The 15691-nt window shown below is 73.7% G+C and carries 14 protein-coding genes and 1 pseudogene; 12 read left to right on the top strand and 3 right to left on the bottom strand.

The genetic code is table 11. The features are described 5' to 3' along the window. The 3 genes from FRZ03_RS16460 to FRZ03_RS16470 form a co-directional block, all read left to right on the top strand. A partial coding sequence (locus tag FRZ03_RS16460) for a DUF5819 family protein (RefSeq protein ID WP_146465921.1) occupies positions 1-619 on the top strand: 619 nt, incomplete at its 5' end. Continuing rightward, on the top strand, positions 616-1830 hold the full coding sequence (locus FRZ03_RS16465) for an HTTM domain-containing protein (RefSeq protein ID WP_146465910.1): 1215 nt from the start codon (positions 616-618) through the stop codon (positions 1828-1830). The genes FRZ03_RS16460 and FRZ03_RS16465, both read left to right, overlap by 4 nt. After that, positions 1827-2579: a TrmH family RNA methyltransferase gene (locus FRZ03_RS16470; protein ID WP_146465911.1), complete on the top strand. Its 753-nt coding sequence runs from the start codon at positions 1827-1829 to the stop codon at positions 2577-2579. The genes FRZ03_RS16465 and FRZ03_RS16470 overlap by 4 nt, the downstream gene beginning before the upstream one ends. A 4-nt stretch (positions 2580-2583) precedes the next feature. On the opposite strand, the gene paaN is transcribed toward FRZ03_RS16470, so the two are convergent. Further along, the gene (gene paaN, locus FRZ03_RS16475) at positions 2584-4287 is read right to left on the bottom strand and encodes a phenylacetic acid degradation protein PaaN (protein WP_146465912.1); all 1704 of its coding nucleotides are present in this window, start codon (positions 4285-4287) and stop codon (positions 2584-2586) included. A gap of 159 nt (positions 4288-4446) precedes the next feature. Here paaN and FRZ03_RS16480 point away from each other — a divergent pair, with 159 nt between their 5' ends. Then, positions 4447-5961: a 3-hydroxyacyl-CoA dehydrogenase gene (locus tag FRZ03_RS16480; RefSeq protein WP_146465913.1), complete on the top strand. Its 1515-nt coding sequence runs from the start codon at positions 4447-4449 to the stop codon at positions 5959-5961. After that, the gene (locus FRZ03_RS16485) at positions 5958-6545 is read left to right on the top strand and encodes a TetR/AcrR family transcriptional regulator (protein ID WP_146465914.1); all 588 of its coding nucleotides are present in this window, start codon (positions 5958-5960) and stop codon (positions 6543-6545) included. Before FRZ03_RS16480 ends, FRZ03_RS16485 begins: the two co-directional genes overlap by 4 nt. A gap of 44 nt (positions 6546-6589) precedes the next feature. Here FRZ03_RS16485 and FRZ03_RS16490 read toward each other — a convergent pair whose 3' ends face one another. Then, positions 6590-7087, bottom strand: a complete 498-nt coding sequence (locus FRZ03_RS16490) for an Lrp/AsnC family transcriptional regulator (protein WP_186785452.1) — start codon at positions 7085-7087, stop codon at positions 6590-6592. 175 nt (positions 7088-7262) lie between these two features. On the opposite strand from FRZ03_RS16490, the gene pdhA reads away from it, so the two are divergent. From pdhA to FRZ03_RS16525, 7 genes are all read left to right on the top strand, one after another. Then, positions 7263-8417, top strand: coding sequence for a pyruvate dehydrogenase (acetyl-transferring) E1 component subunit alpha (gene pdhA / locus FRZ03_RS16495; protein WP_146465915.1), 1155 nt, complete (start codon positions 7263-7265; stop codon positions 8415-8417). Then, positions 8414-9418 carry an alpha-ketoacid dehydrogenase subunit beta gene (locus FRZ03_RS16500; protein ID WP_146465916.1) on the top strand — a complete coding sequence of 335 codons (1005 nt, stop codon included), beginning with the start codon at positions 8414-8416 and terminating at the stop codon, positions 9416-9418. Before pdhA ends, FRZ03_RS16500 begins: the two co-directional genes overlap by 4 nt. Continuing rightward, positions 9418-10752 (top strand): dihydrolipoamide acetyltransferase family protein, encoded by a 1335-nt coding sequence (locus FRZ03_RS16505; protein ID WP_146465917.1) that lies wholly within the window; start codon positions 9418-9420, stop codon positions 10750-10752. The genes FRZ03_RS16500 and FRZ03_RS16505 overlap by 1 nt, the downstream gene beginning before the upstream one ends. Before the next feature lie 112 nt (positions 10753-10864). Further along, the gene (locus FRZ03_RS16510; protein ID WP_146465924.1) at positions 10865-11755 is read left to right on the top strand and encodes an NTP transferase domain-containing protein; all 891 of its coding nucleotides are present in this window, start codon (positions 10865-10867) and stop codon (positions 11753-11755) included. Next, positions 11752-13119, top strand: a complete 1368-nt coding sequence (locus tag FRZ03_RS16515; protein ID WP_146465918.1) for a molybdopterin molybdotransferase MoeA — start codon at positions 11752-11754, stop codon at positions 13117-13119. The genes FRZ03_RS16510 and FRZ03_RS16515 overlap by 4 nt, the downstream gene beginning before the upstream one ends. Further along, complete coding sequence (locus tag FRZ03_RS16520) at positions 13107-14246, top strand: potassium channel family protein (protein ID WP_186785454.1); 1140 nt, start codon at positions 13107-13109, stop codon at positions 14244-14246. Before FRZ03_RS16515 ends, FRZ03_RS16520 begins: the two co-directional genes overlap by 13 nt. 55 nt (positions 14247-14301) lie before the next feature. After that, a complete protein-coding gene (locus FRZ03_RS16525; protein WP_146465919.1) occupies positions 14302-15282 on the top strand; it encodes an NAD(P)H-quinone oxidoreductase in 981 nt (326 codons plus the stop codon). Between the two features lie 24 nt (positions 15283-15306). Here the strand turns inward: FRZ03_RS16525 and FRZ03_RS16530 are convergent. Next, positions 15307-15691: pseudogene (locus tag FRZ03_RS16530) on the bottom strand (hypothetical protein); the annotation flags it as partial.

Below are 15691 nucleotides of genomic sequence, written 5' to 3' on the forward strand. Positions count from 1 at the left end.
CTACCAAGTCGCCGCCGCGCTGGCCGTCGCCGTCGTGGCCGTGGGCGTCGGTGTGCACCTGCTGATGGTGTTTCTCAGCGTCGCGCCGCCGAACGCCGTGTCGAAGCAGCACGGCAAGGCCGTCGAGGCCTGGGTCTTCCCGGAGTTCGAGCAGAACTGGAAGCTCTTCGCGCCCAACCCGTTGCAGCAGAACATCGCCGTGCAGGTGCGGGCCGAGGTGCGGATGAAGGACGGCGGCCTGATCACCACCGGCTGGACCGACCTGTCCGCACAGGACGGCGCCGCCATCCACGGCAATCTGGCGCCCAGCCACGCCCAGCAGAACGAACTGCGCCGCGGCTGGGACTTCCTCACCGCGACGCACACCGACGACAACCGTCCCGTCGGCATGCGCGGCGCCCTCTCCGAGGACTACCTGCGCCGGATAGTGGTGCTGCGCCTGTACCGCACCGATCCGACCAGCCGGGACGGCGTCATCCAGCGGGTGCAGGTCCGCTCCCGCACCACCAATGTGCAGCCCCCCTCGTGGAGCGATGAGCAGGTGCCCGACAAGCCCTACTACCGCGAGCTGCCCTGGTGGACGGTGCGCGCCGACGAGGCCGCCGGAGGTGTGCGGTGAACCGGGCCCCGGCGACGCTGTCGCACGCGCTCACCCGTGTCACCGAGGCGGCCCTCGGGCCCTACCAGAGTGCCGTCATCCGGATCGGCTTCGCCCTCACCTGGCTGCTCTACCTGCTGCGCGAGTTCCCGTACCGCCAGGAGCTGTACGGCCCCAGCGGACCGTGGAGCCTGGCCATGGTCAGGCGGCTGACCGGGGACAACCACGCCTTCACGGCCCTGACGTGGGTGAACGGGCAGCCGTGGTTCGAGTTCTGCTATGCGCTCGCGGTCCTGGCCGGCGCGGCGCTGCTGGTCGGCTGGCGCACCCGTACGGCGTCCGTGCTGTTCATGGTGGGCGTCGTCTCGCTGCAGAACCGCAGCATCTTCATCGGTGACGGCGGCGACAACGTGCTGCACCTGATGTCCATCTACCTCGTCTTCACGCGCTGCGGTCAGGTGTGGTCCCTCGACGCGCGGCGGGCGGCGCGCGCCGCGGCGGCACGCGCGCGCGGGGAGCGGGTCCGCGCCGACCGGACGGGCCCGGCGCTGTGGGCGGTGCTGGGGCTCGCGCTGGTCACGGCGACGGCGACCGGCAGGCTCTTCGGCAACAGCTGGCTGATCCCGGCCCTGCTGTGGGCGGTGTGGGCGGCGCTCGGCCTGTGGTGGCTGGTCCAGCGCCGGGCGCGGTCGGACGAGCCGCGCATCCTGCTGGACGTGATCGCCAACGTTTTGCACAACGGCGCCCTCGTGGTGATCATGGCAGAGGCCTGTCTGATCTACGCCACGGCCGGCTGGTACAAGATCCAGGGCTCGCGCTGGCAGGACGGCACCGCCGTCTACTACCCGCTCCACCTGGACTACTTCACGCCCTGGCCCGGCCTCGCCGGTCTGCTGTCCGCCAGCGCCACCATGCTGACGATCGTGGCGTACGGCACCGTCACGGTGCAGGTCGCCTTCCCGTTCACCCTGTTCAACCGGCGGGTGAAGAACGTGCTCCTGGTGCTGCTGATCCTGGAGCACGCCGTGATCGCCGTCGCCCTCGGCCTGCCGTTCTTCTCGCTGGCGATGATCACGGCGGACGCGGTCTTCCTGCCGACCTCCTTCCTGCTGCGGATCGGCCGTCTCGCGGCCCGCGCGCGCGGGCGGTTCGTCCGCGAGGGCGGCGGCACGGTGCCCGCGCCACGCTCCCCGGAGGAGAGCACATCGGGCCACGTAGGGTTCACGGCATGACCGACCCGCTCATCCGCTGGCGCGAGCACGCCGCGTCCGCCGTGCTGCTCGACGGCTTCCACGCCCTGAAACACGCGCTGCGCTTCGGGGCCGAGGTGCCGGTGGCGGTCACCACCGACCGGCGGGGCGCGCTCGATCTGGCCGCGGAACTGGCCGAGGACGTGCGGGAGATCCTGGACGGGCTGCTCACCGAGGTGCCCGAGCGGACGTACGCCGCCCTCGTCCCGCGGCCGCATCCGACGGGTGTCGCCGCGCTCGCCGTACGCCCCTCCCGCGAGGCCAATCTGCGGACGCTCGCCCGGCTGCCCCGCACCAGCCCCGTGGTGGTCCTCGACAACCCCCGCAACCTGGGCAACGCGGGTGCCGTGATCCGGCTGGCCGCCGGGTTCGGGGCGACCGGGGTGGTCACCACCGGCACCCTCGACCCCTGGCACCCCACGGTGGTGCGCGGCGGCGCGGGCCTGCACTTCGCGACCGCAGTGGAGCGTTTGGACGTCGGCGAACTGCCGCCCGGGCCGCTGTTCGCCCTGGACCCGGAGGGCGAGGACATCCGTGGCACCGAGTTGCCCGACGACGCCGTACTCGCCTTCGGGTCGGAGCGCAGCGGGCTGTCGGCAGCGCTGCGCGCGCGTGCCGATCACCTGCTGCGGCTGCCGATGCGCCCCCAGGTCTCCAGCTACAACCTCGCCACCAGTGTGGCGATGACGCTGTACCACTGGAGCGCCACCGGGGGCGCGCCCGCCGCCTAGGCCGTCAGGCCTGGCCCTTCGCGTCCCGGCGCATCTCGACCACCCGGAAGCGGTTCGCGACGAAGGCGCCGTCGCACAGGGCCGCGTTCGCCGCCGGGTTGCCGCCTGAGCCGTGGAAGTCGGAGAAGGCCGCGGTCTGGTTCACGAACACCCCGCCGGTGAGGTTGAAGGAGAGCTGGGCCGCCTCCTCCAGGCACACCTCCTGGACGGCCCGCTCGACCTCGCCGTCGGTGGTGTACGCGCCGACCGTCATCGCGCCCTTCTCGCGCACCGTGCGCCGCAGCAGTTCCACCGCGTCGGTCGCCGAGTCGACCGCGACGGCGAAGGAGACCGGGCCGAAGCACTCGCTCATGTAGGCGGCCTCGGCGTCGGGCTTGGCGCCGTCCAGCTTGACGATCACCGGGGTGCGCACCACCGCGTCCGGGAACTCCGGATTGGTGATCTCCCGGGACGCGAGGGCCACCTCGCCGAGGCCGGCGGCGGCCTCCAGGCGGGCCTTGACGTCGGGGTTGACGATCGCGCCCAGCAGCCCGTTGGCCCGCGCGTCGTCACCGAGCAGGCCGTCGACCGCGCGGGCGAGGTCGGCGGTGACCTCGTCGAAGGTCTTCGGGCCCTGGTCGGTGTGGATGCCGTCCCTCGGGATCAGCAGGTTCTGCGGGGTGGTGCACATCTGCCCGCTGTACAGGGACAGCGAGAAGGCCAGGTTGGACAGCATGCCCTTGTAGTCGTCCGTGGAGTGCACGACCACCGTGTTGACGCCGGCCTTCTCCGTGTAGACCTGCGCCTGGCGGGCGTTGGTCTCCAGCCAGTCGCCGAAGGACGTCGAACCGGTGTAGTCGATGATCCTGATCTCCGGGCGGGTGGCGAGGGCCTTGGCGATGCCCTCGCCGGGGCGCTCGGCGGCCAGGGCGACCAGGTTGGCGTCGAAGCCGGCCTCGGCGAGCACCTCGCGGGCGATCCGCACGGTGAGCGCGAGCGGCAGCACCGCGCGCGGGTGCGGCTTGACCAGGACCGCGTTGCCGGTCGCCAGCGAGGCGAACAGGCCCGGGAAGCCGTTCCAGGTCGGGAAGGTGTTGCAGCCGATGACCAGGCCGATGCCGCGCGGGACGGGGGTGAACTCCTTGGTGAGCACCAGCGGGTCGCGCTTGCCCTGCGGCTTGGTCCACTCCGCCGTGCCCGGGGTGCGGACCTGCTCCGCGTAGGCGTACGCCACCGCCTCCAGGCCGCGGTCCTGGGCGTGCGGGCCGCCCGCCTGGAACGCCATCATGAAGGCCTGTCCGCTGGTGTGCATGACGGCGTGCGCGAACTCGTGCGTCCGGTCGCTGATCCGCTTGAGGATCTCCAGGCAGACCACGGCCCGCACCTCGGGACCGGCGTCCCGCCAGGCCCGCTGTCCCGCCTTCATCGCGGGCAGCAGCACGTCCAGGTCCGCGTGCGGGTAGGTCACGCCCAGCTCGATGCCGTACGGCGAGACCTCGGCGCCGACCCAGTCGTCGGTACCCGGCTGGCCGAGGTCCAGGCGGGAGCCCAGCAGGGCGTCGAAGGCGGCCTTGCCCGCGGCCGCGTCCAGGCTGCCGTGTTCGCCGTACGCCTTGGGGTGCTCGGGGTGCGGGGACCAGTAGGCGCGCGTGCGGATCGCTTCCAGGGCCTGGTCGAGAGTGGGCCGGTGCTTCGCGATCAGCTCGGGGGCGGTCAGTTCGGCGGCCATGCGGGACCAACTCCTCGTCTGGGGAACTCTTCGTCGAGTTCACGACCTGGCAGAAAGAGCAGCGGGATGGGACGGTCAGAGCTAGAGTAACCGAACGATCGGTCGGTTCAAGGGGGTCCGCCGTATCTGTGGAAAACCCCGTGCGGGAGGATCGCGGACATGACAGCACTCGACCTCAGCAGCCCCGTGGCCGTCGTCGGCACCGGCACCATGGGCCAGGGCATCGCCCAGGTCGCGCTGGTCGCCGGCCACCCCGTGCGGCTCTATGACGCCGCGCCCGGGCGGGCCCTGGAAGCGGCCGCGGCGATCGGCGCCCGCCTCGACCGGCTGGTGGACAAGGGCCGGCTCGACCCCGCCGCCCGGGACGCGGCCCGCGCCCGTCTGGAGCCCGCGCAGGCCCTGACGGAGCTGGCCGACTGCGCCCTCGTCGTGGAGGCCGTCCTGGAACGCCTCGACGTGAAACAGCGGCTCTTCGGCGAGCTGGAGGACATCGTCGCCGAGGACTGCCTGCTGGCCACCAACACCTCCTCGCTGTCGGTGACGGCGATCGGCGGCGCCCTGCGCCATCCGGGCCGCTTCCTCGGCCTGCACTTCTTCAACCCCGCCCCGCTGCTCCCGCTGGTCGAGGTCGTCTCCGGGTTCGCCACCGACGTCGCCTCGGCCACGCGCGCGTACGAGACCGCCCGCGCCTGGGGCAAGACCCCGGTGGCCTGCGCGGACACCCCCGGCTTCATCGTCAACCGGATCGCCCGGCCCTTCTACGCCGAGGCCTTCGCGGTCTACGAGGCCCAGGCCGCCGACCCGGCCACCATCGACGCGGTCCTGCGCGAGTCGGGCGGCTTCCGGATGGGCGCCTTCGAACTCACCGACCTGATCGGCCAGGACGTCAACGAGGCGGTGACGCACTCGGTGTGGCAGTCCTTCTTCCAGGACGTGCGGTTCACCCCGTCCCTGGCCCAGCGCCGCCTGGTGGAGTCCGGCCGGCTCGGCCGCAAGACCGGGCACGGCTGGTACGACCACGGCGAGGGCGCCGAGCGGCCCGAGCCGCACACCGCCGACAAGGAGCAGCCGCCCGCCCATGTCGTCGCCGAGGGGCGGCTCGGGCCCGCGCGCGAACTGCTCACCCTGATCCGCGAGGCGGGCATCCAGGTCCGCGAGGAGGACGAGGACAACGGCACCCGCCTGGTGCTGCCGAGCGGCGGCCAGCTGGTGCTCGCCGACGGCCAGACCTCCGGGGAGTTCCGCGACGTCGTCTACTTCGACCTGGCGCTCGACTACCGGAAGGCGACCCGGATCGCCCTCGCCGCCTCCCAGGACACCTCGCCCCGCACCCTCGCCGAGGCCACCGGCCTCTTCCAGGCGCTCGGCAAGGACGTCAGCGTCATCGGCGACGTCCCCGGCATGATCGTGGCCCGCACCGTGGCCCGGATCATCGACCTCGCCCACGACGCGCTCGTCAAGGGCGTGGCGACCAAGGAGGACATCGACACCGCGATGCGCCTGGGTGTCAACTACCCGCTCGGCCCCTTCGAGTGGGACGACAGGCTGGGCCACGACTTCGCCTTCGAGGTGCTGGACGAGATGCACGACCGGGACCCCTCCGGGCGCTACGCGCCCTCCCTCGCGCTCTTCCGGCACTCGTGCGCCGCCGAACGGCGGGAGGACGCCTCATGACCACCGCCCGACGCGACACGTACACCCCCGAGACGCTGCTCTCGGTGGCCGTCCAGGTCTTCAACCAGCGCGGCTACGACGGCACCTCCATGGAGCACCTGTCCCGGGCGGCCGGCATCTCCAAGTCGTCGATCTACCACCACGTCAGCGGCAAGGAGGAACTGCTGCGCCGGGCCGTCAGCCGCGCCCTGGACGGCCTGTTCGCCATCCTGGAGGAGCCGGGGGCGTGCGAGGGGCGGCCCGTGGACCGCCTGGAGCACGTCGTACGGCGCATGGTCGAGGTGCTCATAGCCGAACTGCCCTATGTGACGCTGCTGCTGCGGGTGCGCGGCAACACCGCCACCGAGCGGTGGGCGCTGGAGCGGCGCCGGGACTTCGACCACCGGGTCGCCGAACTGCTCAAGGCGGCCGCCGCCGACGGGGACGTGCGCGCCGACGTGGAGGTGCGGCTGGTCACCCGGCTGGTCTTCGGGATGATCAACTCCATCGTGGAGTGGTACCGGCCGGAGGCGCGCGGCGCCACGGGCCGCGAGGTGGCCGACGCGGTCGTGCGGCTGGTCTTCGCGGGGCTGCGCGGGGACTGAGTCAGGGCCTTTCTTCCGGAGCAGGTCGGCTGGAGGACGGGCACCTACGCGTCCGGCTCCAGGTCCTCCTCCTCGAACACCAGCAGTGTGCGGGTGCTCAGCACCTCCGGGATCGCCTGGAGCCGGGTGAGCACCAGCTCGCGCAGCGCCCGGTTGTCGGGCGTGTGCACCAGCAGCAGGACGTCGAAGTCGCCGCCCACCAGGGCGATGTGCGAGGCGCCGGGCAGCTGCCGGAGCTGCTCGCGCACCGTACGCCAGGTGTTCTGGACGATCTTCAGCGTGATGTACGCCGAGGTGCTGTGCCCGGCCCGCTCGTGGTCCACCCGCGCGCCGAACCCCCGGATCACGCCGTCCTCGACGAGCCGGTTGATGCGCGCGTAGGCGTTGGCGCGCGAGACGTGGACGCGCTCGGCGACCGACCGTATCGAGGCGCGGCCGTCCGCCTGGAGGATGCGCAGAATGTCCTGGTCGATGGCGTCCAGCGGCCGGGCCGGGTACAGCACGGCTTCCTGCGTCTCGTCGGCCATTCGTTCAGGTGCCATGTCCCCCCGCTTCCTCGCCGTGGACGTCCTGCGTTCATTCCAGGCTGTGGAGAACCGTTTGTCCACAGCCTGCACCCGCCTGTAGCCAAATTGTGCCGACGACCGAACAATCGGTAGGTGAGGCGGGTCACAGCCGACGCGCCTCCCGTAGCCGCTCCCACGAGGAGGTGCCGTCATGACGGTTCTGGAGCAGCGGGGCGCGTACCGGCCATCGCCGCCGCCCGCCTGGCAGCCCCGTATGGACCCCGCGCCGCTGCTGCCCGACGCCGAGCCCTACCGCGTCCTCGGCACCGAGGCGGCCGCCAAGGCCGATCCCGACCTGCTCCGCCGGCTCCACGCGCACCTGGTGCGCGGCCGCCGCTACAACACCCAGGCCACCGCGCTCACCAAGCAGGGCCGCCTCGCCGTCTATCCCTCCAGCACCGGCCAGGAGGCCTGCGAGGTCGCCGCCGCCCTGGTCCTGGAGGAGCGCGACTGGCTCTTCCCCAGCTACCGCGACACCCTCGCCGTCGTCGCCCGCGGGGTGGACCCGGTCGAGGCCCTCACCCTGCTGCGCGGCGACTGGCACAGCGGCTACGACCCCCACGCCCACCGGGTCGCCCCTCTGTCCACCCCGCTGGCCACCCAGCTCCCGCACGCCGTCGGCCTGGCTCACGCCGCCCGCCTCAAGGGCGACGACGTGGTCGCGCTCGCCATGGTCGGCGACGGCGGCACCAGCGAGGGCGATTTCCACGAGGCGCTGAACTTCGCGGCCGTCTGGCAGGCGCCCGTGGTCTTCCTGGTGCAGAACAACGGCTTCGCCATCTCCGTCCCGCTCGCCAAGCAGACCGCCGCGCCCTCCCTGGCCCACAAGGCCGTCGGATACGGCATGCCGGGCCGCCTGGTCGACGGCAACGACGCGGCGGCGGTGCACGAGGTGCTCACCGACGCCGTACGCCAGGCCCGCGCGGGCGGCGGCCCCACGCTGGTCGAAGCGGTCACCTACCGCATCGACGCCCACACCAACGCCGACGACGCCACCCGCTACCGGGGCGACGCCGAGGTGGAGGCATGGCGCGCGCACGACCCGGTGCGGCTGCTGGAGACGGAGCTGACCGAGCGCGGCCTGCTCGACGAGGCCGCCCTGGAGACCGTACGGGAGGACGCCGAGGCGATGGCCGCGGACCTGCGCGCGCGCATGAACCAGGACCCCGAACTCGACCCCATGGACCTCTTCGACCACGTCTACGCCGAGACCACCGCCCAACTGCGCGAACAGCGGGACCTGTTGCGGGCCGAGCTGGCGGCCGAGCAGGACGGGCCCGACCCGCAGGAAGGCGACCGCCGATGACCACCGTGGCCGTCAAGCCCGCCACCATGGCACAGGCCCTCACCCGCGCGATGCGCGACGCGATGGCCGCAGACCCGAGCGTGCACGTCCTGGGCGAGGACGTCGGCACCCTCGGCGGTGTCTTCCGGGTCACCGACGGACTCGCCAAGGAGTTCGGCGAGGACCGCTGCACCGACACCCCCCTCGCCGAGGCCGGCATCCTCGGCGCCGCCGTCGGCATGGCCATGTACGGCCTGCGGCCGGTGGTGGAGATGCAGTTCGACGCCTTCGCCTACCCGGCGTTCGAGCAACTGGTCAGCCATGTCTCGCGGATGCGCAACCGCACCCGCGGGAAGATGCCCCTGCCGATCACCGTGCGCATCCCCTACGGCGGCGGCATCGGCGGCGTCGAGCACCACAGCGACTCCTCCGAGGCCTACTACGTGGCCACCCCCGGCCTGCACGTGGTCACGCCCGCGACCGTCGCCGACGCCTACGGCCTGCTGCGCCGGTCCATCGCCTCCGACGACCCGGTGGTCTTCCTGGAGCCCAAGCGGCTCTACTGGTCCAAGGACACCTGGAACCCCGAGCAGCCCACCGAGGTCGAGCCGATCGGTCGGGCGGTGGTGCGGCGCACCGGCCGCAGCGCCACGCTGATCACCTACGGCCCCTCCGTGCCCGTCTGCCTGGAGGCCGCCGAGGCCGCGCGGGCCGAGGGCTGGGACCTGGAGGTCGTCGACCTGCGCTCCCTGGTGCCGTTCGACGACGAGACGGTCTGCGCCTCGGTCCGCCGCACCGGACGCGCCGTGGTGGTGCACGAGTCGACCGGCTTCGGCGGGCCGGGCGGCGAGATCGCGGCCCGCGTCACCGAGCGCTGCTTCCACCACCTGGAGGCCCCCGTGCTGCGCGTGGCCGGGTTCGACCTGCCCTACCCGCCGCCCATGCTGGAGCGGCACCATCTGCCCGGCGTGGACCGCGTCCTGGACGCCGTGGCCCGGTTGCAGTGGGAGGCCGAGGGCTGATGGCACAGGTGCTGGAGTTCAAGCTGCCCGACCTCGGCGAGGGACTGACCGAGGCGGAGATCGTCCGCTGGCTGGTCCAGGTCGGTGACGTGGTCGCCGTCGACCAGCCGGTGGTCGAGGTCGAGACGGCCAAGGCCTCGGTCGAGGTGCCGTGCCCCTACGGCGGCGTGGTCACCGCCCGCTACGGCGAGGAGGGCACCGAACTGCCGGTCGGCGCACCGCTGCTGACGGTCGCCGTCGGTGAACCGGAGGCGGAGCCGGAGGGCGGCTCGGGCAATGTCCTGGTCGGCTACGGCACCTCGGAGGCGCCCGGCCGCAGGCGGCGGGTACGGCCGGCGCCGGCCGGCGGTGCGCGCGTGAACGGCGCCGCGCCCGCGTCCGCCGCGAACGCCCTCGCCGTCCCCCCGGCCGCGGCGTCCGGCGGTCCCGTGCCCGTGATCTCCCCGCTGGTCCGGCGGCTGGCCCGGGAGGGCGGGCTGGACCTGCGCGCGCTCGCCGGTTCGGGCCCGGACGGGCTGATCCTGCGCGCCGACGTGGAGCGCGCCCTGCGGGCCGCGCCGGAGCGGGACGGCGGCCGCACGGCCGAGGCCCCCGCCGCGGTCGCCCCCGCCCCGGGCGCGACGGAGGCCCGTGTCCCGGGCCCGGCGGAGGTCCGCGTCCCCCTCAAGGGCATCCGCGGCGCCGTCGCCGACAAACTCTCCCGCAGCCGCCGGGAGATCCCGGACGCGACCTGCTGGGTGGACGCGGACGCCACGGAACTGATGCGCGCGCGGACCGCGATGAACGCGGCGGGGGGCCCGAAGATCTCGCTCCTCGCGCTGCTCGCCCGTGTCTGCACCGCCGCGCTCGCCCGCTTCCCCGAGCTGAACTCCTCGGTCGACACCGAGGCCCGCGAGATCGTCCAGCACCCGTACGTGCACCTCGGGTTCGCGGCGCAGACCGACCGCGGCCTGGTCGTACCGGTCGTCCGGGACGCCCATGCGCGCGGCGCCGAGTCGCTGACCGCCGAGTTCGCCCGGCTCACCGAGGCCGCCCGCACCGGGACGCTGACCCCGGGCGAACTCACCGGCGGCACCTTCACGCTGAACAACTACGGGGTCTTCGGCGTCGACGGCTCCACGCCGATCGTCAACCACCCCGAGGCGGCCATGCTCGGTGTCGGCCGGATCGTCCCCAAGCCCTGGGTGCACGAGGGGGAGCTGGCGGTGCGCCAGGTCGTCCAGCTGTCGCTCACCTTCGACCACCGGGTGTGCGACGGCGGTACGGCGGGCGGCTTCCTGCGGTACGTGGCGGACTGCGTGGAACAGCCGGCGGTGCTGCTGCGCACGCTGTGAACCCGCGGTTCCCCGTGCCCGGCCCGGCCCGCATACTCGGGGAGTGACCGACAAAGCCACCGCCGACGAGACCGGCGCCGGGTCGCCGGCCACCGCGGCCGTCACGACCCCCGTGCCGTACGACCCGTACGACGCCGTCGTGCTGGCCGGCGGCGCCGCGCGGCGGCTCGGCGGTGCCGACAAGCCCGGGATACGGGTCGGCGGCCGGGCGCTGCTGGACCGGGTGCTCTCCGCCTGCGCGGGCGCCCGTACGACCGTCGTCGTGGCCGCGCCCCGGCCCACCGTCCGGACCGTGCGCTGGGCGCGCGAGGAGCCGCCCGGCGCGGGCCCGGTCGCCGCGCTGGCCGCCGGTCTGCGGCAGACCACGGCCGAGCACGCCGTCGTCCTCTCCGCCGACCTGCCCTTCCTCCGGCCGGCCACCCTGCGCCGATTGCTGGCCGCGCTGCGCGAGACCGGCGCCGACGGCGCGCTGCTCACCGACGCGGACGGCCGCGACCAGCCGCTGGTGGCCGCCTACCGCACCGCCGCGCTCCGCCGTGAACTGGCCGCCCTCGCCGCCGCGCACGACGGACTCACCGGCCTGCCGCTGCGCCGGCTCACCGGCGCCCTCCGCCTCACCCGCGTCCCGGACCCGCACGCGTCCTTCGACTGCGACACCTGGGACGACATCGTCAACGCCAGGGCACGCATCAGGGAGCATGGGCACGTGTTGGATGAATGGATCTCCGCAGTCAAGGACGAGCTGGGCATCGACCTGGACGTCGACATGAACGTCCTGCTCGACCTGGCCCGGGACGCCGCGCACGGTGTCGCGCGGCCCGCCGCCCCGCTGACCACCTTCCTCGTCGGCTACGCCGCCGCCCGGGGCGAGGGCGGTCCCGAGGCCGTCGCCGAGGCAGCCCGCAAGGCCGCCGCGCTGGCGCTGCGCTGGGAGGAAGAGGCACGGGAGACCGGCGGGGCCGGGGAAGGGAACGGGGGCCCGAGCGCCCCGGACGCCGGATGACCGCGTCCCGCCTGCGCGGCGGGGCACCCGTCGAGGACGGCGACGACCTCGATGTCGAGGAGGCCCTGGCCCTCGTGAGGGAAGCCAAGGACGACAGCACCGGCCCGGCCCCGGCGCCTCGTGCCCGGGACGCGCGGTCCGACGGGCCACACCGGGCCACCTCCTGGGCCGAGGCCCGCGAGATCGCCGCCCGGGCCGCCCGGACGGCCCGGGCCGCCGGCTCCCGTCGCGGCCCCGTCTCCGTCCCGCTCGGCGACTCCCTCGGGCTGGTCCTGGCCGCGCCCCTCGACGCGCTCAGCGACCTGCCCTCCTTCGACACCTCCGCGATGGACGGCTGGGCGGTCGCCGGGCCCGGCCCCTGGACGGTGCGCGAGGAGGGCGTGCTCGCCGGGCACGCCCAGCCCGCGCCGCTCACCGACGGCGAGGCGGTCCCCATCGCGACCGGCGCCCGCGTCCCCGCCGACACCACCGCCGTCCTGCGCACCGAGCACGGCCGCACCGACACCCAGGGCCGGCTGCACGCCACCGGGGACCTGGCCCACGGCCAGGACATCCGCCCGCGCGGCCAGGAGTGCCGCAGCGGCGACCAGTTGCTGCCCGTCGGCACCCTGATCACCCCTGCCGTCCTCGGTCTGGCCGCCGCCGCGGGATACGACACCGTCACCGTCGTCCCCCGGCCCCGCGCCGAAGTCCTCGTCCTCGGGGACGAGTTGCTGACCGAGGGGCTGCCGCGCGAGGGCCTGATCCGAGACGCGCTCGGCCCGATGCTGCCGCCCTGGCTGCGCGCCCTCGGTGCCGAGGTCGTCGCCGTACGCCGGGTCCGTGACGACGCCAGGGCCCTGCGCAAGGCGATCACCGCCTCCCCCGCCGACCTGATCGTCACCACCGGAGGCACCGCCGCCGGGCCTCTCGACCATGTCCACCCCACCCTGGAACGCATCGGCGCCGAACTCCTCGTCGACGGCGTCGCGGTGCGCCCCGGCCACCCCATGCTGCTGGCCCGCACCGAGGACGGCCGGCATCTCGTCGGCCTGCCCGGCAACCCCCTCGCCGCCGTGTCGGGCCTGCTCACGCTCGCCGAGCCCCTGCTGCGGACCCTGGCCGCCCACCCGGCCCCCGAGCCGTACACCTTGCCGCTGTCGGAGGCGGTGCACGGCCACCCGTACGACACCCGGCTCATCCCCGTGGTGCTGCGCGGCGACCGCGCCGTACCGCTGCACTACAACGGCCCGGCCATGCTGCGCGGTGTCGCCGCCGCCGACGCGCTGGCCGTCGTACCACCGGGCGGCGCCCGGCCGGGCGAGGAGACGGAGCTGCTGGACCTGCCCTGGGCGGCCGCTGGGATCGGGGTATGTTTCACGTGAAACACGCGGACTACGACGCCGGCGCTTCCCCCGACTCCGCCCTCCCCCGGGACGACAGCCTCCAGATGGACGAACGGGCGGTCACCCACCGGGTGAGACTCCCGGTGAAAGTGGTGGAACGCCCTCTTCGCCAGGTCGCCAAACGGCTGCTCATGGCGCTGCTGGTGCTGGTCCTCACCGCGCTCGTCGTCTACGTCGACCGCGAGGGCTACCGCGACAGCGCCGACGACTCGGTGGACCTGCTCGACTCCTTCTACTACGCCACCGTCACCCTCTCCACCACGGGGTACGGCGACATCACCCCGGTCAGCGACAGCGCCCGGCTGACCAACATCTTCGTCATCACACCGCTGCGTGTGCTGTTCCTGATCATCCTGGTCGGCACCACGCTGGAGGTCCTCACCGAACGCACCCGGGAGGAATGGCGCCTGAAACGCTGGAGGTCCGCCTTGCGCGATCACACCGTCGTCATCGGCTTCGGCACGAAGGGGCGGTCGGCCGTGCAGACCGTGTGCGCGACCGGGCTGAAGAAGGAGCAGGTGGTCGTGGTCGACCCCAGCGCCAAGGTGATCGACGCGGCGACCGCCGACGGTTACGCCGGGGTCATGGGCGACGCCACCCGCAGCGATGTGCTCAAGCGGGCCGAGGTGGGCAAGGCCCGGCAGATCATCGTCGCCCCGCAGCGCGACGACACCGCCGTGCTCGTCACCCTGACCGCCCGGCAGCTCAACCGGAGCGCCAAGATCGTGGCCGCGGTGCGCGAGGAGGAGAACGCCCCGTTGCTGCGGCAGTCCGGTGCCGATGCCGTCATCACCAGCGCCAGCGCGGCCGGCCGGCTGCTGGGGCTGTCCGTCCTCAGCCCCGCCGCCGGCATGGTCATAGAAGACCTCATCCAGCAGGGCAGCGGACTGGACCTCGTGGAACGGCCGGTGGTGCGCGCCGAGGCGGGCAAGCGGCCGCGCGAGATCGACGACCTGGTGGTGAGCGTCGTCCGCGGCCATCGCGTGCTCGGTTACGACGACCGCTCCATCGGCACCCTGCAACTCACGGACCGGCTCATCACCATCGTTCGCGCCAGCCCCGGCACCCAGATCACCCCGCACATCCGCCCGCTGCCCACGGACTGAGCGAACCGCCCCCGCGCACCGGCGCCGGGGCCCCTCGGGGAGTAGCGTCACCAGCATGCATGCGATCACGATTCCCGAACCTGGTGGTCCCGAGGCGCTGGTGTGGGACGAGGTCCCCGACCCGGTGCCCGGCGAGGGCGAGGTGCTGGTCGAGGTGGTGGCCGGGGCCGTCAACCGTGCCGACATCCTGCAGCGCCAGGGCTTCTACGACCCGCCGCCCGGCGCCTCCCCCTACCCCGGCCTGGAGTGCTCCGGCCGGATCGCCGCGATCGGCCCCGGGGTGTCCGGCTGGGCCGTCGGCGACGAGGTGTGCGCCCTGCTCGCGGGCGGCGGCTACGCCCAGAAGGTCGCCGTGCCCGCCGGGCAGCTGCTGCCCGTGCCGCAGGGCGTCGACCTCGCCCAGGCCGCCGCGTTGCCCGAGGTGGCGTGCACGGTCTGGTCCAACGTGTTCATGGTCGCCCATCTGCGCCCCGGCGAGACGCTGCTCGTGCACGGCGGCTCCAGCGGTATCGGCACCATGGCGATCCAGCTGGCCAAGGCCGTCGGCGCCAAGGTCGCGGTGACCGCGGGGACCAAGGAGAAGCTGGAGCGCTGCGCCGAGCTGGGCGCGGACATCCTGATCAACTACCGGGAGCAGGACTTCGTCGCCGAGGTCAAGGAGGCCATCGGCGGCGCGGGCGCCGACGTCATCCTCGACAACATGGGCGCCAAGTACCTCGACCGCAACATCCAGGCGCTCGCCGTCAACGGACGGCTGGCGATCATCGGGATGCAGGGCGGCGCCAAGGGCGAGCTGAACATCGGCGCGCTGCTGAGCAAGCGGGCCGCCGTCAGCGCCACCTCGCTGCGGGCGCGTCCGCTGGGCGAGAAGGCCGCCATCGTCGCCGCGGTGCGGGAGCACGTCTGGCCGCTGCTCGCGGCGGGGCACGTGCGGCCGGTGGTGGACCGCGAGGTGCCGATGCCGGAGGCCGCGGAGGCCCACCGGGTGGTCGAGGAGAGCGGCCACATCGGCAAGGTGCTGCTGGTGGCGCCGTAACCGAGCCGGTGTGCGCGGGGGTGCTCAGCCCCTGCGCAGGCGCAGGCCCAGGAAGGCCAGGCCCAGGCCCAGGCCGATGAGGACGAGCCCGCTGCCCAGCGGGAGGATCCGCAGCTCCGGCTCGCTCGCGTTCTCGCTCTGCCGGCCCGTGTTCCGCGGGGATCCCGTCGGGTCGAGGCCCGCGTCCCGGGGCGGGGGCGAGGCCGTCGTCGTCGGCGTCTCGGCGGTCTCCGGCTCCGCCGGCTGCGCGGCGGCGGAGCCGACGGGGTCGTCGTCGCCCTCCACCTCGGCCCAGGGGCCGTCCGGCCGGCCCGGGCGCATCCTGCCCTCACCGGCCCCGCTCCCGGCCCGGGACGGCTCGCCGGACGGCGGGTGGTTCGAGGAGGCGTCGGAACCGGAGGGCCGGGAG

The sequence above is a fragment of the Streptomyces misionensis genome, from assembly GCF_007896895.1.
GTDB lineage: Bacteria > Actinomycetota > Actinomycetes > Streptomycetales > Streptomycetaceae > Streptomyces > Streptomyces misionensis_A.